The sequence below is a fragment of the Stutzerimonas sp. NM35 genome (assembly GCF_054604355.1).
Genome location: NZ_CM137728.1, coordinates 279,236 through 298,872, shown reverse-complemented (window position 1 = coordinate 298,872; position 19,637 = coordinate 279,236). Strand labels below are relative to the sequence as shown.

Here is a 19,637-nt window from a genome sequence, read left to right as displayed (position 1 = left end):
GGAAAGTTGACAGGCAGGCGCCCTCCCACCGGCATGCGCTGATGATCGGGTTGGAAAAGCAGGCTAGGAGGATGACGGTCGGTCGCCGCCGCCCCATGCAAAGGATTGTCGCTAGCGCGACGCTGGTGTGTCAGAGGTCTTTTGTACGGCCCCGGTGAACACGATGCCCTTGCCGAATATCGAACGAATCGGAAGGCTCATACCTTGAGCCCTTGCCTTGCTGCGCAGACGACTGAGGATGACATCGACCCGGTGAAGCTCCGTCGCGTCGGCGTACTCGAACAATAGATCATGCAGAGCTTCCTTGCTGAAGACCTGGTTAGCCGAGTGCACCAGGATTTTGAGCAGTTCGAACTCCTGAGGCGACAGCGCGAGACGTTTATCCGAGGGCCCCATCAGGCAGACGCCCTCGACGTCAAGCTGCCATTGCCCGCGCGGATCATCGAGCCTGATCCGGTCTGATTGCTGTCCGCCCTCCCCGCCGTGCAGACGCAGCCCCAATGTGTGTAGCGCAGTACCGAGCCGCGCGAGGTTGACCGGTTTGACCAGAAACAGATCAGCACCCAGGTTAAGCCCCCGCAGCCGCTCCTGTTCCCCGCCACGCGCGGTAAGGATAATCACTCCGTAGCTGCCCATGCTGTGCAGGTATTGCACGACACTGAAGCCATCCTCGCCGGGCAATCCCAAATCAACCAGAACGATATCCACGGGGTTGCGGTGCAGCTCTTTCCAGAACGCCTCGGCACTGGCGACCCCCCAGGCGCTATACCCCCGATGACGCAGGAAGAACAGCAGTTCATCACGTAGATCTTCGTTATCCTCGATGAGAGCGAGTCGCAGACGGGGCAGATTCATCAGGCGGGACAGAGCTCACGATAGTCAGGGAAAGTGAAAGCGAAACGGCAACCCGAGGTCGTATTCCTGGCAAGGCGCAGGTCGCCGCTGTGCGCCCTGAGGATCTGCCTGCTGACATACAAGCCGAGCCCTACGCCCTGTTCAGGCTGGTCCAAGTCATTGGCCTGCCGGTAACGCTCAAAGATGATACCCATCAGCGACTCATCGATCCCTTTTCCGGAGTCGGTTACGGCAATCGACCAACCGTTGCCGTCACGAGCAAGCTCAATAAGGATGGTGCCTCCTGAAGAGTATTTCACTGCATTGTCGATGACGTTCGATAGCGCGATGCGCATCAGGGCTGGATCCACATTCGCCATTGCCTTGATAGCCGGCACATCCGACACGACCTCACCCTCCATCATCAATTTCCAGCAATGGTGATCGGAGAGCCGAACCAGCGATGCCGCCGAGGCGAGCAGCTCGACCAGGCAGGTCATCTTACGGGCGATGAACAGCTCGCCGGCATCCAAGCGGGCATCGGCCAGGCAGTTGTCAGTCAGTTGCACAAGTCGCTCGCTGGCACGCCCGATCCGGTTGTAGCGCAGTGCCTGCTCATGCGAGGCTGGCAACAATCGCAAGTTCTCCAGGCTGGCGGAAATCACCGCCAGCGGGGTCCGGAACTCATGAGCGACCATGCCCATGAATTGGCGCTGGTGAAACCTCGCTTCGCGCTCCACGCGGAGCTCGCGGGCCAATTGAGTCTTCTCAACCTTCTGCAGGCGTCTATCTCGAACTTGGAAGACGGCAATCGCGGTAATGAGCAGCATGTTTATCACCAAGGCGATCTGCCAGATCACATAGATCTCTTCGCGGAATGGCAACCATCCGAATACCGAGAACAGGCCGAACAGGCTGACGGCAATGCAGAACAACGGGCTGGCACCCAGTAGCAGAACGGCAAACGAAGGTCGGTCACTCATCCATAGGTAGAGCCCCGTACCGATACACAGAGAGCCCGCCGGCAGGTACAACACAGCCAGAACACGGACAGCCTCACCGTATAAGCCCAGCGGAATACTCAACAGCAACAGCACGATCAGGCCGCTGCTCCCAAGCACCAGCCGGTACACCCAAGGCAGGCGTCTACGCAATCCCAGCGCTTCGACCGCCATCCACAGCACGGCGGCATAAGAAAGCAGCGTCAGGCTGCCAGTAAGGTAATGCTGCAACAGCCGGCCAATATCCGGCACTACCCACGCTACGTACCCTTGAATGCAGGCCACCAACCCATAGGATACAGACATCGCCGTGACCGACCAGAGCAGCCGCTTCTTGAGCACAATAGCCAGAGCCAGCGCCATCAGGCTGGACAGGGCTGCCAAACCGAAATAGGCACTCCAGAGACCGGTTGCCCGCATCGCCTGCGGGGTGAACTCGGTGGGGACCCAAACCACCAGCTGCAGCAGCATCGCGCTACTGCTAACGACCCTCAGCACCACCTCGTAACCCACCTCGCTCTCCGGTATGACGAATAACGCAAAGCGATCGTCCACGTCGCCTATTACCCCGCGCTGGGTATCGCCGGCACGGCGCTCTTGCCAGGTGCCGTTAGCTGCGAGCGGACGATAGAAAATTCGAACATCGTCGAGGAAGTTCGGACGCACCTGCATCCAGCGCTCACCCGCAGCGGATGCGGTCGCTGGCAACTCGAAGCGAAGCCAGTAGGCAGAGCGCGTATAGCCTCTGGAAAAAGCGCCCAGTCGGTCCACCTCCGAGCCAGCCTGTAAAATCGGCAGGACCTCGTCTCGCGTCAGCTCGCCGGAGACATCTTCGTGAACGGTATACGGAAGGTCGCTACCGAGTTTCAGTGGTGCTGCCTGAGTTGGCAGGGCGCACAGCAAGAGGGCTGCGAACAGAAACGGAATCACAATGGCCTTCACTACACAAATCCTCAAGCTCATTGCAAATTCAGGGCAGCGGCCCTCCGAGATCAGTCGCAAAGTTTCGCACATTACGGGCGCACCGCGAGAAGGCGGCTCGGTACGGATACAGCCCAACTAGCAACACACTCGCAGGTGGAGCGTGTCAGCTGCTTTTTATGGCCTGCCGCTTCCCGCTGCTCTACCATCGCCCTACTTCCGACACGAGACCCGGCATGTACATCTACCGACTGGTGCTGCTCCTGGTGGTGGGGATCTATCTGTTCTCACCAGCGATCATGGACTGGTGGATCGATCCCAACGGCGCCTGGTACCGGCCTTACCTGTTGTGGCTGATCCTGATCGTGGTGACCTTCATTCTCCAGAGCCAGCGCGATGCCGACGAGCTTTAGCCTCAGCCACCTGATCCTGATCAGCGTCGCCTACCTGCTGCTGCTGTTCGGGGTGGCCTGGGTCAGCGAGCGCGGGCTGATTCCGCGCTGGATCATTCGCCATCCGCTGACCTACACCCTGTCGCTCGGCGTCTATGCCAGCGCCTGGGCCTTCTACGGCACCGTCGGCCTGGCCTATCAATACGGTTACGGATTTCTCGCGACCTATCTGGGCGTCTGCGGCGCCTTCCTGTTGGCGCCGGTGCTGCTCTATCCGATCCTGCGCGTCACCCGCACGTATCAGTTGGCGTCCCTGGCGGACCTGTTCGCCTTTCGCTTTCGCAGCACCTGGGCCGGTGCGCTGACGACCATCGTCATGCTGGTCGGCATGCTGCCGTTGCTGGCACTGCAGATCCAGGCGGTCGCCGACGCCATCGGCATCCTGACCCTTGAGCCGTTGCAGGAGCGGGTGGCGCTGGGCTATTGCGTGATGATCATGCTCTTCACCATTCTCTTCGGCGCCCGGCATATCGCCACCCGCGAGAAACATGAGGGACTGGTCTTCGCGATTGCCTTCGAGTCGCTGGTCAAGCTGCTGACCTTCGGCGCCATCGGCCTGTATGCGCTCTATGTGGTGTTCGGCGGCCCGCACCAGCTGGAAATCTGGCTGCTGCAGAACCAGTCCGCCCTCCAGGCGCTGCACACGCCATTGCAGGAAGGCCCCTGGCGCACGCTGTTGCTGGTGTTCTTCGCCTCGGCCATCGTCATGCCGCACATGTACCACATGACCTTCACCGAGAACCTCAACCCGCGCGCGCTGGTCAGCGCCAGCTGGGGATTGCCGCTGTACCTGCTGCTGATGAGCCTGGCGGTGCCGCTGATTCTCTGGGCCGGGCTCAAGCTGGGCGTGAGCACCAACCCCGAATACTTCACCCTGGGCCTGGGCATCACGGCGCAAAGCGAAGTCCTGACACTGCTGGCGTTCGTCGGCGGCCTGTCGGCTTCCAGCGGGCTGATCATCGTCTGCACCCTGGCGCTGTCGGGCATGGCCCTCAACCATCTGGTGCTGCCGCTCTACCAGCCGCCCACCGAAGGCAACATCTATCGCTGGCTGAAATGGACCCGCCGCAGCCTGATCCTGACCATCATCATGGCCGGCTATGGTTTCTACCTGCTGCTGGGTGCCGAGCAGGACCTGTCCAACCTCGGCATCGTCGCCTTCGTCGCAACCCTGCAATTCCTGCCGGGCGTGCTGTCGGTCCTCTACTGGCCCACCGCCAATCGGCGTGGCTACATCGTCGGCCTGCTGGCGGGGATCAGCGTCTGGGTGGTCACCATGCTGCTGCCGCTGGTGGGCAACCTGAACGGCTTCTATATACCGTTGCTCAACCTCGTCTATGTGCTCGACGACACCAGCTGGCACCTGGCGGCAATCGCCTCGCTGGCGGTCAACGTGCTGGCCTTCTCGCTGTTCTCGCTGTTCACCGAGACCAGCCCGGAGGAGCAGAGCGCCGCCGAGGCCTGCGCCGTGGAGAACATCCGCCGCCCGCAGCGCCGCGAACTGTCGGCCACTTCGCCGCAGGAGTTCGCCGTGCAACTGGCCAAGCCGCTGGGCGGAAAAACCGCGCAGCGCGAGGTGGAACAGGCGCTGCGCGACCTGCAACTGCCCTTCGACGAGCACCGCCCCTACGCCCTGCGCCGCCTGCGCGACCGCATCGAGGCGAACCTGTCCGGCCTGATGGGGCCGAGCGTAGCGCAGGATATCGTCGAGAACTTCCTGCCCTACAAGGACGGCGCCGAGGGCTATGTCACCGAAGATATCCACTTCATCGAGAATCGCCTGGAGGAATACCACTCGCGCCTGACCGGCCTGGCGGCAGAGCTCGATGCCCTGCGCCGCTACCACCGGCAGACCCTGCAGGACCTGCCCATGGGCGTCTGCTCGCTGGCCAAGGATCAGGAAGTGCTGATGTGGAACCGCGCCCTGGAAGAGCTGACCGGGATTCCCGCGCTGCAGGTGGTCGGCTCGCGCCTGACCACCTGCAGCGAGCCCTGGCGCAGCCTGCTGGTGGACTTCATCCGGCAGCCCGACGAGCACCTGCACAAGCAGCGCCTCTCGCTGGACGGCGACACCCGCTGGCTGAACCTGCACAAGGCCGCCATCGACGAACCCCTGGCGCCGGGCAACAGCGGGCTGGTCCTGTTGATCGAGGACCTCACCGAGACTCAGGTGCTGGAAGATCGATTGGTGCATTCCGAGCGCCTGGCCAGCATTGGTCGCCTCGCCGCCGGCGTCGCCCATGAGATCGGCAATCCCATCACCGGCATCGCCTGTCTGGCGCAGAACCTGCGCGAAGAACGTGAGAACGATGGCGAAATCACCGAAGTCAGCAACCAGATCATCGAACAGACCAAGCGGGTTTCGCGCATCGTCCAGTCGCTGATGAGCTTCGCCCATGCCGGCGGGCGCCAGCACAGCCTGTATCCGGTGTCCCTCGCCGAGATCACCCAGGACGCCATCGGTCTGCTGTCGCTCAACCGCAACACCACCGAAGTGCAGTATTTCAACCTCTGCGACCCGCAGCATCTGGCCGAAGGCGATCCCCAGCGCCTGGCCCAGGTGCTGATCAACCTGCTTGCCAACGCACGCGATGCCTCGCAACCGGGCGGCGTCATCCGCATCCATAGCGAAGTCTCCGAGCAGACCGTGTATCTGCTCGTCGAGGACGAAGGCAGCGGCATTCCCAAGTCGGTTCAGGACCGGTTGTTCGAACCGTTCTACACCACCAAGGACCCTGGCGAGGGGACTGGCCTGGGCCTTGCGCTGGTCTATTCGATCGTGGAAGAGCATTATGGCCAGATCAATATCGACAGCCCGACTGACCCTGTAACCCAACGCGGCACCCGTTTCCGGATTACGTTACCCAGGTTTAGCGAAGCAACAAACGCTGCAAGTTGAAGAGGCGATCACAGAAATCTGCCCATAGCAGGCCGTCACGCAGCGACGAGCCATAGCAGGCCGCCGCATAACGACGGGCCGTAGCAGGCTTTTGAAAAACGTAGGCGAGGCAGGCAAGACGAGGCGCAACGACCAACGGGAGTAACAGCCGTAGGCTGACCCGAAGGGCGAGCGCAGCGAGTCAAAACAGCCGAAGAAGCGGAGTTTACGTGTTGTAAATGAGCATTCTGAGGCTGTTTTTAACGACGTATTGCCAACGCAGGTAGTTTTTCAAAAGCCTGCGAGCCGCCTCCAGACCGTCGAGAGAGTACTGATGTCACACATTCTGATCGTCGAAGACGAAACCATCATCCGCTCCGCCTTGCGCCGATTGCTCGAACGCAACCAGTACGAGGTGAGCGAAGCGGGCTCGGTACAGGAAGCCCAGGAGCGCTTTGACATTCGGGGCTTCGACCTCATCATCAGCGACCTGCGCCTGCCTGGCGCGCCCGGCACCGAACTGATCAGGCTCGCCGAAGGCGTACCCGTGCTGATCATGACCAGCTACGCCAGCCTGCGCTCAGCCGTCGACTCGATGAAGATGGGCGCCGTGGATTACATCGCCAAGCCCTTCGACCACGATGAAATGCTGCAAACCGCCGCGCGTATTCTTGGCGATCGCGAGCGGGCGCGCAGCGCCCCGGCACAGAGCGGCGGCGGACAGCCTGCGGCTGCTGCGCAGGACGCCGCCAACGGGGAAATCGGCATCATTGGCCACTGCGCGCCCATGCAGGATCTTTTCGGCAAGATCCGCAAGGTGGCTCCAACAGATTCAAACGTGCTGATCCAGGGTGAATCCGGAACCGGCAAGGAGCTGGTCGCACGCGCCCTGCACAACCTTTCGCAGCGCGCCAAGGCGCCGATGATTTCGGTCAACTGCGCGGCGATTCCGGAGACGCTGATCGAGTCCGAGCTCTTCGGTCACGAAAAAGGCGCCTTTACCGGCGCCAGCGCCGGTCGCGCCGGGCTGGTGGAAGCAGCCGATGGCGGCACGCTGTTTCTCGACGAAATCGGCGAACTGCCGCTGGAAGCCCAGGCCCGGCTGCTGCGGGTCTTGCAGGAAGGCGAGATCCGCCGCGTCGGCTCGACCCAGTCGCAGAAAGTCAACGTGCGCCTGGTGGCTGCGACGCACCGCGACCTGAAAAACCTGGCCAAACTCGGCGAGTTCCGCGAAGACCTCTATTACCGCCTGCACGTCATCGCGCTCAAGCTGCCACCGCTGCGTGAACGCGGCAGCGATATCCTGGAAATTGCCGTGGCCTTTCTCGCCCGTCAGGGCGCGCGCATGGGCGGCGATGAGATGCACTTTTCACACGAAGCCGAGCAGGCCATCCGTCACTATCCCTGGCCCGGCAATGTGCGCGAACTGGAAAACGCCATCGAGCGGGCGGCCATCCTCAGCGAGAGTCCGGAGATCAGCGCCGAGCTGCTGGGTATCGACATCGAACTCGACGGCCTCGATGACGACTACGACGCCCCCTGCTCCTCAATCGGTGGCGGCAACACCGGCGCCACCAGTAACGAGCCGACCGAGGATCTGTCACTGGAAGACTACTTCCAGCATTTCGTGCTCGAACACCAGGATCACATGACCGAAACCGAGCTGGCGCGCAAACTGGGCATCAGCCGCAAATGTCTGTGGGAACGCCGCCAGCGCCTGGGCATCCCACGGCGCAAATCCAGCACTGCGGCAGAGTAGCGTTTGTTACCCACTGCCCCCGAGGCGTAACAGCGAACCGGGTTCATCGGTAACGAAACCCGGTTTTTTATGCCTTCATGCCGGCAGCACTAAACACCAAGCGCTTGATTTACAAAGACTTTTCAAAACTGGCACGACAACTGCTTTATATCTGGCACAACAACAATAACAAGCAGACCCACAATAAGAACAAGACGTACCGGCTCCAGCAAAACAATGACAAGAAGGCGGAGGCGTAGCTAACTGATTCTTTTGGAGAGGACTTGCCGCATGGGGTTCAGCCCCACGACCAGGCCGAGAACAACAAAAACTGCATGAAGCAGTGCCTGAACTGGTTGGATCATGTGATCGATGGCAAATCAGCGACCAAAGCAATCCGTTTGCTCTTTGCTCCCAATGTAGGAGCGATTCCCGAAAGCGATAGCCGAAGGGAACGGACGATCAAACAAAAACAACACGTCCGAAATACCAATAACAACAAAGCACGCAACATCTTTTAAAGGGGAGCTTCGGCTCCCCTTGTGCTTTCCAGCTCCTGGTCGAATTTTGACACCTCCCCACGCTTCGTTCACCATCCCTGCTCCCGGTGCTAGAATTCACGCCTGTTTCGTGCTTGTTTTCTAGGGTCTGTACGAAAAGTGTCCGAGCGAAGGTCAGGCGAGGCAAAAATTGGTGAGGAAGCGGAGTGTACGAGCTGTACATGAGCATTCCGAACCGATTTTTAACGAAGCATCACCGAGCGCAGGTACTTTTCGTACAGAGCCTGGTCACCCGTCCTTTCGCCACACAGTGCCTCCCATGCTGAAAAAGCTGTTCCAGTCTTTTCGTTCTCCCCTGCGCCGCTTTCCGCGCCCTCGACACACACCCGAAATTTTGTCCGGCAGGCAGCATTCACTGCACAGCGAGGACATCAGCCGACACGCCGTCAGCGTCGTCGAGCGGCTCCAGCAGGCCGGCTATCAGGCTTATGTGGTGGGCGGCTGCGTGCGCGACCTGCTGCTGCAGCTGTCGCCCAAGGACTATGACGTGGCCACCAGCGCCACACCCGAGCAGGTTCGGGCCGAATTCCGCAATGCACGCATCATCGGTCGGCGCTTCAAGCTGGTGCATGTGCACTACGGTCGCGAGATCATCGAAGTCGCCACCTTCCGCGCCAATCATCCCGAATCCGATGACGAGGAAGATGCCAGCCATCTGGCCTCACGCAACGAAAGCGGGCGCATCCTGCGTGACAACGTCTACGGGACGCTGGAGGACGATGCCCAGCGTCGCGACTTCACCATCAACGCGCTGTATTACGACCCGACCACCGAGCGCATTCTCGACCATACCCACGGCGTCCACGATATCCGCAACCGGCTGATCCGCCTGATCGGCGACCCGGAACAGCGCTATCTCGAAGATCCGGTGCGCATGCTGCGGGCGATCCGCTTCGCCGCCAAGCTGGATTTCGAGATCGAGAAACACAGCGCCGACCCCATCGCCGAACTGGCCGACATGCTCTGTGACGTGCCTTCGGCACGGCTGTTCGATGAAATCCTCAAGCTGTTCCTGGGCGGCAAAGCCTTGCGCACCTTTGAACTGCTCTTGGAGTACGACCTGTTCGCCCCGCTGTTCCCCGCCAGCGCCGAAGCGCTTGAGGACAACCCGGAATACGCCGGCACGCTGATTCGCAACGCCCTGACCAATACCGACCAGCGCATTGCCCAGGGCAAGCCGGTCACGCCGGCCTTTCTGTTTGCCGCACTGCTCTGGCCAGCGCTGCCGGCGCGTGTACTGCAAGCGCAAGAGCGCGGCCTGCCGCCGATACCGGCAATGCAGGAAGCGGCCCACGACCTCGTCTGGGAACAATGCCAGCGCACCGCCATTCCCAAGCGCTTCACCCTGCCGATGCGCGAAATCTGGGACATGCAGGAACGCCTGCCGCGTCGCCAGGGGCGCCGCGCCGACCAGTTGCTGGACAACCCACGTTTCCGCGCCGGTTACGACTTCCTGCTGTTGCGCGAAAGTGCCGGCGAGCAGACCAATGGCCTTGGCGACTGGTGGACCGAGTATCAGGAAGTCAGCGACAGCGAGCGCCGCAACATGATTCGCGACCTCAGCAAGCGGGACGATGACGGCAGTGCGCCGCGCAAGCGCCGACGCAGCGGCGGACGACGCAAACGCGGGCCGACCGAAGGCACGCCGACCGCTAACGAATGATGGAGCGCGTCTATATAGGCCTCGGCAGCAATCTCGCCGAACCGGGGGAGCAGTTGCGCTGCGCGCTCATGGCGCTGGATGCCCTGCCCGACTGCCATCTCGCCGCCGTTTCCTCCCTGTATGCCAGCGACCCGCTCGGCCCGGCGGACCAGCCACGCTACAACAATGCCGTCGCGGCGCTGGATACCCGCCTGTCGCCCCTGCAACTGCTCGACGCGCTGCAGGCCATCGAGCAGGCTCAGGGCCGTGAGCGCAAAGCCGAACGCTGGGGGCCGCGTACGCTGGACCTGGACATCCTGTTGTTCGGTGAACGCCTGCTCGACGAACCCAGGCTGACCGTTCCGCATTATCACCTGCACGCCAGAGCCTTCGTGCTCTACCCGCTGGCCGAGATCGCCCCGCCAGACCTGCAATTGCCCGATGGCCGCCTGCTGGCCGAACTGCTTGCGGCCTGCCCTTTCGAGGGGATCGAGCGACTGGATGCCCTCCTGGTATCAACAGGCCGTTGAAAACGTAGGCGACGACTGCATGGATGCAGGAGGTAGGGCGAAGCAGGAAGCCCGAGCCGAGGCAGGCAAGACGAGGCTGTTTTTAACGACGTATTGCCAACGCAGGTAGTTTTTCAACGGTCTGTTGCCAGGTAACAGGCGTAACGCCTCCGGTAACACTCACGATTGACTTGGCACGCCGCCATCGAGACTATAAGCGCCCTCTGCCGGCACGCGCCTATTTGACGCAGCAACGCGGCTCGCGATGAACCCTAGGAGGACGGCATTCATGCCTGACGTAACCCTGACCACCCTGCAAGGCCTCAAACAGAAAGGCGAAAAGATCGTCATGCTTACCTGCTATGACGCCACGTTCGCCAAGACCGCCAGCGAAGCCGGGGTCGAAATGCTGCTGATCGGCGACTCCCTGGGCATGGTCCTGCAAGGGCATGACAGCACGCTGCCCGTCTCCGTCGAAGAGATGGCCTACCACACCGCCTGCGTCAAACGCGGCAACCGTGGCGCGATGATCGTCGCCGACCTGCCGTTCATGGCCAATGCCACCCTTGAGCAGACGCTGAACAACTCGGCCACGCTGATGAAGGCCGGCGCGCACATGATCAAGGTCGAGGGCGCGGCCTGGCTGGCCGAATCCATCCGGTTGCTGGCCGAGCGCGGCATTCCCGTCTGCGCCCACATGGGCCTCACGCCACAGGCGGTGAATATCTTCGGCGGCTACAAGGTCCAGGGCCGCCAGGAAGCCCAGGCGCAGCAGATGATCGCCGACGCACAAGCCCTGGAAGCCGCTGGCGCAGCCCTGTTGCTGCTCGAATGCGTGCCCAGCGAACTGGCCGCACGTATCACCCAGGCCGTCGACATACCCGTCATCGGTATCGGCGCCGGCAGCGACACCGACGGCCAGGTGCTGGTCCTGCATGACATGCTGGGCCTGTCGCTCAGCGGGCGCGTACCGAAGTTCGTGAAGAACTTCATGGCCGAGCATGGCGACATCGCCAGGGCCATCGAAGCCTATGCGGCAGCCGTCAAGGCCGTGGAATTCCCCGCAGCCGAACACGGGTTCTCCGCATGAACATTGTCAGAACGGTCGCCGACCTGCGCGCGGCGATCAACCGCGCGCGCGGCGAAGGCAAGCGTATCGGCTTCGTACCGACCATGGGCAACCTGCACGACGGCCATATCGCGCTGATCAGAAAGGCCGGGCAGCGGGCGGATTTCGTCGTCGCCAGCATCTTCGTCAACCCGCTGCAGTTCGGCCCGAACGAAGACCTGGCCAGCTACCCGCGCACCCTCGCCGCCGACCAGGACAAGCTGTTCGAGGCCGGTTGCCACCTGCTGTTCACACCCAATGTGGAAGAGATGTATCCCAGCGGCCAGGCCCTGCAGACCATCGTCAGCGTTCCCGGCGTTTCCGAAGGGCTCTGTGGCGGCAGCCGTCCAGGTCACTTCGACGGCGTCTCGACGGTCGTCAGCAAGCTGTTCAACATGGTGCAGCCTGATCTTGCGGTATTCGGTGAAAAGGACTTCCAGCAACTGGCAGTGATCCGCACCATGGTGCGCGACCTGAACATGCCGGTGCAGATCATCGGCGAGCCCATCATGCGTGCCGAAGACGGCCTGGCACTGTCCTCGCGCAACGGCTACCTCAGCCCGGAAGAACGCGCCAGCGCTCCGGCGCTGTATCGTACCCTATGCCAGATGGCCGACGCCCTGCGCAACGACGATCAGGATCATGCCGCACTGCTGCTCAAGGGTCGGGAAGCCTTGCAGGCCGCCGGCATGCGCCCTGACTATCTGGAGATTCGCAGCGCCACCGACCTGCAACCCGCCACCACCGAGACACGCGAGCGAGTCATCCTCGCCGCGGCCTTCCTTGGCAAGACCCGCCTGATCGACAACCTGCAGGTCGATATCGGCTCACCCGTGCAGTAAGGCCCTGCCGCAACCAGAAATATCCCTCGAATCCTCGGCCTTGATCACACCCGAGGGTTCGGGCACACTCTGCGCCGCTTGCGCACCCGGAGGACCCCCGCCATGCACGCCATCATGCTCAAGGCCAAACTGCACCGCGCCCAGGTGACCCACTCGGTACTGGATTACGAAGGTTCCTGCGCCATCGACGGCGACTGGCTGGACCTGGCCGGCATCCGCGAATACGAACAGATCCAGATCTACAACGTCGACAACGGCGAGCGCTTCACCACCTACGCCATTCGTGGCGAGGAAGGCTCGAAGATCATTTCCGTCAACGGCGCGGCAGCGCACAAGGCGGGTGTCGGCCATCGACTGATCATCTGTGCCTACGCCCACTACAGCGAAGCCGAACTGGCCAGCTTCAAGCCGCACGTCCTTTATATGGGCGCCGATGGCGATCTCAGCCATACCAGCAACGCCATTCCGGTTCAGGTTGCCTGAGGCGTCAGCCGAAAGTTCGAAGCCCGCAACGCTCAGCGCTTCGCGGGCTTTTTATTGTTTCGGGGTTTCGCTCGGCAAGTGAATCTGCAATGGTTTCGCCGTTGTGCCCGATGGCAGCGAAGCGGCAAAGTTGTTTCGGAACGCAGCGCGATTTTTCCAGTCAGACCAGTCTGCGACACCGGATGTGTCGCCGCCGCTTCGACTGTCCCGGAGCGGTCCGCACTTACAGGATTCAGGAAGAATGCCCGTGCACCCGCATGATCGAGCGCCCCTCGGGGACGACCCTGTCACTGCCGGCGCACGCAACCGCAACCGTGCAGACAGTCCGCCACGCAAAGGAAGCCGCACCCCATGAGCTACTACCAGCACCCTCTCGACGCCACTGCCCTGCCCTCCTGGAAGGCCCTGGAAGACCATCGCCTGGCCATGCAGCACTTCAGCATGCGCGAGGCGTTCAAGGCCGATCCGACACGCTTCGAGGACCTCTCGGCTTCCTGCTGCGGCCTGTTTCTCGACTACTCGAAGAACCTGATCACGCCCGAAACCCGCGCACTGCTGGTCAACCTCGCACGCGAGGCTGGCGTCGAGCAGGCGGCGCGCGCCATGTTCGAAGGCGAGCGGATCAATGCCTCGGAGGGACGCCCGGCGCTGCACACCGCACTGCGCCGCCCGATGGGTGACAGCGTGATGGTCGACGGGCAGAACATCATGCGCGAGGTGCACACGGCCCTGGCGCAGATGACCGATTTCGTCACGCGCATTCACAACAATCTCTGGCGCGGCTTCAGCGACAAGACCATCACCGACGTGGTGAACATCGGCATCGGCGGCTCCTTCCTCGGTCCGCAGCTGGTCTCCGAGGCGCTGCTGCCCTTCACCCAGCACGGCGTGCGCACCCATTACCTGGCCAATATCGACGGCAGCGAATTTCGCGAAGTGACCGCCAAGCTGAACGTCGAAACCACCCTGTTCATCATCTCCAGCAAGACCTTCAGCACCCTGGAAACCCTGAAGAACGCCCAGGCCGCGCGCAACTGGTACCTGGGCAAGGGCGGCACCGAAGAGAAGCTCTACCGCCACTTCATCGCGGTGACCAGCAATCGCCAGGCCGCCGTCGAGTTCGGCATTCACGAGAAGAACATCTTCCCCATGTGGGACTGGGTCGGCGGGCGCTATTCGCTGTGGTCGGCCATCGGCCTGCCCATCGCGCTGGCCATCGGCATGTCCAACTTCAAGGACCTGCTCTCCGGCGCCTACAGCATGGACCAGCATTTCCTCAGCGAACCTTTCGAGCGCAACATGCCGGTGCTGCTGGCCATGCTCGGCATCTGGTATCACAACTTCTGGGGCGCGCAGAGCTACGCCTTCCTGCCCTACGACCATTACCTGCGCAACTTCGTCAAACACCTGCAGCAGATGGACATGGAGTCCAACGGCAAGAGCGTGCGCCAGGACGGCAGCGCGGTTGCCTGCGGCACCGGGCCGGTGATCTGGGGCGGCGTCGGCGCCAACGGCCAGCACGCCTATCACCAGTTGCTGCACCAGGGCACACCGCTGATCCCGGCGGACTTCATCGTCCCGGTGGTCAGCCACAATCCGGTGTCCGACCACCATGAATGGCTCTATGCCAACTGCCTGTCGCAGAGCCAGGCGCTGATGCTCGGCAAGACCCGTGAAGAAGCCGAAGCCGAATTGCGCGCCAGGGGGCTGGGCGAAGCCGAGATCGAGCGACTGGCGCCGCACAAGGTCATTCCTGGCAACCGACCGAGCAATACCGTGGTGATGGAGACCATCAGCCCCGGTCGTCTCGGCGCGCTGATCGCCCTCTACGAGCACAAGGTATTCGTGCAGGGCGTGATCTGGGGGATCAACTCCTTCGACCAGTGGGGCGTCGAACTCGGCAAGGACCTGGGCAAGACCGTTTATGGCCAGATGACCCGCTTCGACGCGCCACCCGCCGAGGACGCCTCGACCCAGGGCCTGATCGACTTCTTCCGCAGCCGTCATCGCGGCTGAGCCTGTGCGCCGCAACCGGATGGCGCGGCGCTCGCTGTCCGGTTCCTTGCTCCACGCAACGCAGAGGGTTCAGGTAACATTCGCCCTCTTCCGCCACCGCCGCCGTCCGCCATGGAATTTCTCCGCCGCCCTATCGAAACCCAGGTACTGAGTCTCACCGGCCTGGCCATCGGCGGTGTGGACTATGAAAACCCGCCGGGCGATCCAGGCCTGTTCGGCCCCGATTCGGTGTGCTGGAAGGTGCATGGCGATTTCACCTCGATGCTGATCGGCGGCATTTCGGCCCTGCTGCTGCAGGCGCTGCATCCGCTGGCGCTGGCCGGCGTCTGGGATCACTCGAACTTCCGCCAAGACCTGCTGGGACGCCTGCGCCGCACCGGGCAGTTCATCTCGGCCACCACCTTCGGCAGCCATGCCGATGCCGAGCGCCTGATCGAGCGGGTCCGCGCGATACACCTGAACGTCACCGGCCATGCAGCGGATGGTCGCCCCTATGCCGCCAGCGACCCGGAGCTGCTGACCTGGGTTCACGTGGCCGAAGTCAGCAGCTTTCTCAAGGCGCACCTGCGCTACCTGAGCCCATCCCTGCCCGGCAGCGAGCAGGATCGCTATTACGCCGAAGTCGCACGGATCGCCGAAGCCCTCGGCGCGCGCGACGTACCACGCTCCAGAGAGCAGATCGCACGCTATCTCGACACGATACGACCACAATTGCACTGCAATGAACGCTCACGGGAAGTTCTGCGCATCCTGTTCAACGCACCGGCACCCAGCGCACTGGCCAGGCCCTTCGGCGCCCTGATGATGCAGGCCGGCGTCGAGCTGCTGCCGGACTGGGCCGGCGATATGCTCGGGCTGCAGCAAGGCCCACGCCAGCGCCAGGCGATACGCCTCGGCGTCAGGAGCACCGCGCTGCTGCTGCGCTGGGCGGTGCGCAATGGCTCCGTACATCGCGCCAGACGCCGCATGGGCCTGCCGATTCGCTAGGGCCCTCTTTGCCCTGGGCCACACCCCTGAACCCGGCTCCCATGCCATACTCCAAAGCAGTCAATCGCCTGGAATCAATGTCGCATGCCCAACGGAATGAAGCGCGCGCTCATCGGCCTGATGACCGCACTGACCTGCTATTGCCTGATCGGCTTTCTGATCCTGCCGGGTGTGGCCCAGCGGATCGTCAACCAGCAACTGATCCAGTACGCCACGGTCCCGGCGCGCCTGGAGCGGATCGAATTCAATCCCTTCACGCTCGAACTGACGCTGTTCAACCTGCATCTGGGCGAAGAAGGTCAGCAGCAGCTCGGGTTCGAGCGCCTCTATCTGGATCTCGAATGGAGCAGCCTGTGGCGCCGCGAGCTGCAGATCGCCGACCTCGAACTGGTCCGTCTGCAGACCCAGGTGCTGTTCGACGAGCAGGGCATCCTCAACCTGAGCCAGCTCTTCAACCTGCCGCCGGGCAGCGAAGAGCAGGCTGACGAGGCCGATCAGGAGCCTTTTGCCCTGAGCATCGGTCGACTGCAACTGGTGGAGGGCTCGATTCGATTCGCCGACCAGCGTCCCACCGAGCCTATCGATTTCCTGCTCGACTCGCTCAACTTCGAGCTGCTCAACTTCGCCACCCGCTCGGATGATTCCGCCGAGGCGGTTCTGGTCGCCAGCGGCCCCAGCGGCGCGCGCGTGGACTGGACAGGGCAGCTCAGCCTCTCGCCCGTGGCCTCATCCGGTCAGCTGAAGATCAGCAACCTGCAGCTGAAGGATTTCTGGGCCTACGCCCAGGACGCCCTCCCCTTGCGGCTCGTCGAGGGCCGGGCCAGTTTCGCCAGTGATTACCGGCTCGACCTTGGCGAAGGCACCGAACTGCAACTGAGCGATCTGAGCCTGCAGCTTTCGCCCTTCCAGCTCGACACGCCGGATGGCCAGCCGCTGCTGCGCCTGGAGCAGCTCGACATCAGCCAGACCTCGGTGGACCTGGCCGGACAACAGGTCGTCATCGGCGCGCTGCGCAGCCAGAAACTCGAAACCTGGGCGGCCCGCGAAGCCGACGGCGAACTGAACTGGCAGAAGCTGCTCGCCAGCGCCAATAGGGAAGAGAGTGCAGCCGAAAGCCCCGACGCAGCGGATGATGCCGACACGACGCCAGGCTGGCAGGTGCTCTTGCAGAGCGCGCAATTACGCGACTATCAGCTGCACCTCAGCGACCGAGTGCCGGAACAGGAAGTCGCTCTGGAACTCGGTCCGCTGAATCTCGACCTGTCCGATTTCGACAGCCGGGGCACCTCACCTTTCACCATTGAACTCGACACCGGCATCGGCAACCGGGGCTCGCTACAGGCGCAGGGACGGCTGCAGCTGACGCCACTGACGGGCACGCTGGCAATCGACAGCCAGGACATCGACCTGCGCGTCGCCCAGGCCTACCTGACGCCTTTCGTGCATCTGGAACTGCGCAGCGGCTTTCTCGCCAGCCAGCTGAAGCTCGAACTGCTCGAAGCCGAACCGCTGGCCTTCAACCTGGGCGGGGCGGTCGAGATCACCCAGCTGCATACGTTGGACACCATCAAGAACCGCGACTTCCTCAAATGGCAGCGGCTGCAGCTCAAGGGCCTGGATTACCGCCACCCCCAGCAACTGCAGATGCAAAGCATCGATCTGGCGCAGCCCTACGCCCGCTTCATCATCAATCCCGATCTCACCACCAATATCAACGACCTGCTGGTGGACAAGCCTTCACCTGATGCCACTGCACCGGAGGCAACGGAGGCAACGGAGCAGGAAGCGCTGGCCATCCGCATCGGCGGCATCAATATCGCCGAGGGTTCGGCCAACTTCTCCGACCTCAGCCTGCGCCCGCCCTTCATCACCGCCGTGCAGGAGCTCAATGGCGCGGTCGGCACGCTGGACAATCGCCAGCAGCAACCGGCTTCGGTGGACGTCGCGGGCAAGGTCGATCGCTATGCGCCGGTCAGCATCAAGGGCACACTCACCCCCTTCGAACCGCTGCAGAGCCTGGATATCGCGACCAGTTTCAAACAGGTCGAACTGACCACGCTGTCGCCCTACTCCAGCAAATTCGCCGGTTATCGCATCCAGAAGGGCCGCATGGATCTGGACCTGCACTATCGCATCCAGCAGGGACAGCTCAACGCCGACAACAAGGTCGTGCTGCAACAGCTGCAGCTCGGCGAACAGGTCGACAGTCCCGAAGCGGTCGATCTGCCCGTTCGGCTGGCCGTGGCGCTACTCAAGGACAGCAAGGGCACCATCTCCCTCGAACTGCCGGTACAGGGCGACCTCAACAACCCGCAGTTCGATGTCATGCCCATCGTCTGGCAAACGCTGCGCAACCTGATCACCCGCGCCGTCCAGGCGCCCTTCAAGTTTCTTGCCGGGCTGGTGGACGGCAACCAGGTCGACCTCAGCCAGGTACTGTTCGCGCCCGGCAGCAGCGAACTCGACCCGCAGGCACGCGGCAACCTGGACACCCTGGCCCGTGCGCTGAACGAACGTCCGGTGTTGCGCCTTGAAATCGAAGGTCAGAGTTCGTCGCAAGCAGACGGCCCCTTGCTCGCCGAACAGTGGCTGCAGCGCGAATACCAGCAGACCCTGTACAGCATGCTGCAGCGGCGCGGCGACAAGGTGCCAGCCGATGCGGCGCAACTGGACGTCAGCGAAGAGGACAAGGCGGCCTTGCTCGAAGGCATCTACCGTAGCCGCCTGAAGCAGCAGCCGCCCGAGGAATGGAAAGAACTCGACGATGCACAGCGCCGGCAGAACATGCATGACGCGGTGATCGCCAGCCGTGCGGAGAGTACCGCGCTGCTGCGCAGCCTGAGTCGTGCCCGTGCCAACGCGATCAAGGATTACCTGGTCGATCAGGCTGGCCTCGATGCCTCACGGGCCTACCTGCTCGATACAGGCACCAGCGAAACCGCAGAGAACGGGCAGGTCCCGACCTCTCTGCATCTGGGAAGCGAATGATATGCGCACGGCTTTTCATCTCCTGCTACTCGGCCTGATGGGCGCCAGCCCGATGTCACAGGCCGACACCCTGCGCTGCGGCAGCCAACTGGTCAGCACCGGCGACCGGACTTTCGAGGTGGAACGCAAGTGCGGCCCCCCTATGCAACGCGACCTTGTCGGCTATACCCTCGGCCCGCATGCCAGGCAGGAAATGATCATCGAGGAGTGGCTCTATGGCCCCACCAACGGCAAGCTCAGTATCCTGACCTTCGAAGGCAATCGCCTGATACGCATCGAATCGCGCCGCGCCCGCTGAACCAGGATTAAGTGAACATGCCTCTCTTGCTACCCCTTACCGTACTGCTACTCACAGCTATCGGTACCGCCCAGGCTTCTTCCACCTATCGCTGCGGCAGTGCCCTGGTCAGCCTGGATGCCTCTACGGCTGAAGTCAGAACAAAATGCGGCGAGCCCACCAGCGCAGCGCAGGTAGGCTTCAAGGACATCATTGACAGGTATGGGTATCACCAGGAAGTACAGGTCGAAGAGTGGACCTATGGTCCTACCCATGGCATGTACCATTTCCTGCGTTTCGAGGGGAACCGCCTGCGGCGTATAGACAGCAAACGGGGCCGCTGAAATCGGATAGCCCTGACAGCCCTGCTGGCGAGGCATCCATGCCTGTCGCCAGAGGCG

General features: G+C 62.5%; 15 protein-coding genes. 13 read left to right on the top strand and 2 right to left on the bottom strand.

Going from position 1 to position 19,637, the window contains the following annotated elements; genetic code table 11:
• Positions 1-111: 111 nt before the first annotated feature.
• Both ACYCFC_RS01320 and ACYCFC_RS01315 read right to left on the bottom strand, forming a co-directional pair.
• Positions 112-855 (bottom strand): response regulator transcription factor, encoded by a 744-nt coding sequence (locus tag ACYCFC_RS01320; protein ID WP_459652908.1) that lies wholly within the window; start codon positions 853-855, stop codon positions 112-114.
• On the bottom strand, positions 855-2,777 hold the full coding sequence (locus ACYCFC_RS01315) for a sensor histidine kinase (protein ID WP_459652907.1): 1,923 nt from the start codon (positions 2,775-2,777) through the stop codon (positions 855-857). The genes ACYCFC_RS01320 and ACYCFC_RS01315 overlap by 1 nt, the downstream gene beginning before the upstream one ends.
• A 215-nt stretch (positions 2,778-2,992) precedes the next feature.
• Between ACYCFC_RS01315 and ACYCFC_RS01310 the strand changes: the two genes are divergently transcribed.
• From ACYCFC_RS01310 to ACYCFC_RS01250, 13 genes are all read left to right on the top strand, one after another.
• Positions 2,993-3,169 carry a hypothetical protein gene (locus ACYCFC_RS01310; protein ID WP_003095129.1) on the top strand — a complete coding sequence of 59 codons (177 nt, stop codon included), beginning with the start codon at positions 2,993-2,995 and terminating at the stop codon, positions 3,167-3,169.
• The gene (locus ACYCFC_RS01305; protein ID WP_459652906.1) at positions 3,153-6,107 is read left to right on the top strand and encodes a sensor histidine kinase; all 2,955 of its coding nucleotides are present in this window, start codon (positions 3,153-3,155) and stop codon (positions 6,105-6,107) included. Before ACYCFC_RS01310 ends, ACYCFC_RS01305 begins: the two co-directional genes overlap by 17 nt.
• A gap of 313 nt (positions 6,108-6,420) precedes the next feature.
• The gene (locus ACYCFC_RS01300; protein WP_181086044.1) at positions 6,421-7,845 is read left to right on the top strand and encodes a sigma-54-dependent transcriptional regulator; all 1,425 of its coding nucleotides are present in this window, start codon (positions 6,421-6,423) and stop codon (positions 7,843-7,845) included.
• Between the two features lie 798 nt (positions 7,846-8,643).
• Positions 8,644-10,047, top strand: coding sequence for a polynucleotide adenylyltransferase PcnB (locus ACYCFC_RS01295; RefSeq protein WP_459652905.1), 1,404 nt, complete (start codon positions 8,644-8,646; stop codon positions 10,045-10,047).
• Positions 10,047-10,556 (top strand): 2-amino-4-hydroxy-6-hydroxymethyldihydropteridine diphosphokinase, encoded by a 510-nt coding sequence (gene folK, locus ACYCFC_RS01290; RefSeq protein WP_181086281.1) that lies wholly within the window; start codon positions 10,047-10,049, stop codon positions 10,554-10,556. Before ACYCFC_RS01295 ends, folK begins: the two co-directional genes overlap by 1 nt.
• Positions 10,557-10,824: 268 nt before the next feature.
• Positions 10,825-11,625: a 3-methyl-2-oxobutanoate hydroxymethyltransferase gene (gene panB, locus ACYCFC_RS01285; RefSeq protein ID WP_459652904.1), complete on the top strand. Its 801-nt coding sequence runs from the start codon at positions 10,825-10,827 to the stop codon at positions 11,623-11,625.
• Positions 11,622-12,485 carry a pantoate--beta-alanine ligase gene (gene panC / locus ACYCFC_RS01280; protein WP_459652903.1) on the top strand — a complete coding sequence of 288 codons (864 nt, stop codon included), beginning with the start codon at positions 11,622-11,624 and terminating at the stop codon, positions 12,483-12,485. Before panB ends, panC begins: the two co-directional genes overlap by 4 nt.
• Positions 12,486-12,587: 102 nt before the next feature.
• Positions 12,588-12,968, top strand: coding sequence for an aspartate 1-decarboxylase (gene panD, locus ACYCFC_RS01275; protein ID WP_025240609.1), 381 nt, complete (start codon positions 12,588-12,590; stop codon positions 12,966-12,968).
• A 351-nt stretch (positions 12,969-13,319) separates the two neighbouring features.
• On the top strand, positions 13,320-14,984 hold the full coding sequence (gene pgi / locus ACYCFC_RS01270) for a glucose-6-phosphate isomerase (RefSeq protein WP_459652902.1): 1,665 nt from the start codon (positions 13,320-13,322) through the stop codon (positions 14,982-14,984).
• A 111-nt stretch (positions 14,985-15,095) separates the two neighbouring features.
• Entirely contained in the window at positions 15,096-15,971 is an 876-nt protein-coding gene (locus tag ACYCFC_RS01265) for an oxygenase MpaB family protein (RefSeq protein WP_459652901.1), read from the top strand.
• A gap of 84 nt (positions 15,972-16,055) precedes the next feature.
• Positions 16,056-18,959, top strand: coding sequence for a DUF748 domain-containing protein (locus ACYCFC_RS01260; RefSeq protein ID WP_459652900.1), 2,904 nt, complete (start codon positions 16,056-16,058; stop codon positions 18,957-18,959).
• Between the two features lies 1 nt (position 18,960).
• Complete coding sequence (locus ACYCFC_RS01255; RefSeq protein ID WP_181086228.1) at positions 18,961-19,257, top strand: DUF2845 domain-containing protein; 297 nt, start codon at positions 18,961-18,963, stop codon at positions 19,255-19,257.
• Positions 19,258-19,274: 17 nt separating this feature from the next.
• Positions 19,275-19,580: a DUF2845 domain-containing protein gene (locus ACYCFC_RS01250; protein ID WP_459652899.1), complete on the top strand. Its 306-nt coding sequence runs from the start codon at positions 19,275-19,277 to the stop codon at positions 19,578-19,580.
• The last annotated feature ends 57 nt before the right edge of the window (positions 19,581-19,637 follow it).

Coding starts and splice junctions, on each gene's coding strand:
- ACYCFC_RS01320 (WP_459652908.1), bottom strand. CDS start 855: ATGAATCTGCCCCGTCTGCGACTCGCTCTCATCGAGGATAACGAAGAT.
- ACYCFC_RS01310 (WP_003095129.1), top strand. CDS start 2,993: ATGTACATCTACCGACTGGTGCTGCTCCTGGTGGTGGGGATCTATCTG.
- ACYCFC_RS01305 (WP_459652906.1), top strand. CDS start 3,153: ATGCCGACGAGCTTTAGCCTCAGCCACCTGATCCTGATCAGCGTCGCC.
- ACYCFC_RS01300 (WP_181086044.1), top strand. CDS start 6,421: ATGTCACACATTCTGATCGTCGAAGACGAAACCATCATCCGCTCCGCC.
- ACYCFC_RS01295 (WP_459652905.1), top strand. CDS start 8,644: ATGCTGAAAAAGCTGTTCCAGTCTTTTCGTTCTCCCCTGCGCCGCTTT.
- folK (WP_181086281.1), top strand. CDS start 10,047: ATGGAGCGCGTCTATATAGGCCTCGGCAGCAATCTCGCCGAACCGGGG.
- panB (WP_459652904.1), top strand. CDS start 10,825: ATGCCTGACGTAACCCTGACCACCCTGCAAGGCCTCAAACAGAAAGGC.
- panC (WP_459652903.1), top strand. CDS start 11,622: ATGAACATTGTCAGAACGGTCGCCGACCTGCGCGCGGCGATCAACCGC.
- panD (WP_025240609.1), top strand. CDS start 12,588: ATGCACGCCATCATGCTCAAGGCCAAACTGCACCGCGCCCAGGTGACC.
- pgi (WP_459652902.1), top strand. CDS start 13,320: ATGAGCTACTACCAGCACCCTCTCGACGCCACTGCCCTGCCCTCCTGG.
- ACYCFC_RS01265 (WP_459652901.1), top strand. CDS start 15,096: ATGGAATTTCTCCGCCGCCCTATCGAAACCCAGGTACTGAGTCTCACC.
- ACYCFC_RS01260 (WP_459652900.1), top strand. CDS start 16,056: ATGCCCAACGGAATGAAGCGCGCGCTCATCGGCCTGATGACCGCACTG.
- ACYCFC_RS01255 (WP_181086228.1), top strand. CDS start 18,961: ATGCGCACGGCTTTTCATCTCCTGCTACTCGGCCTGATGGGCGCCAGC.
- ACYCFC_RS01250 (WP_459652899.1), top strand. CDS start 19,275: ATGCCTCTCTTGCTACCCCTTACCGTACTGCTACTCACAGCTATCGGT.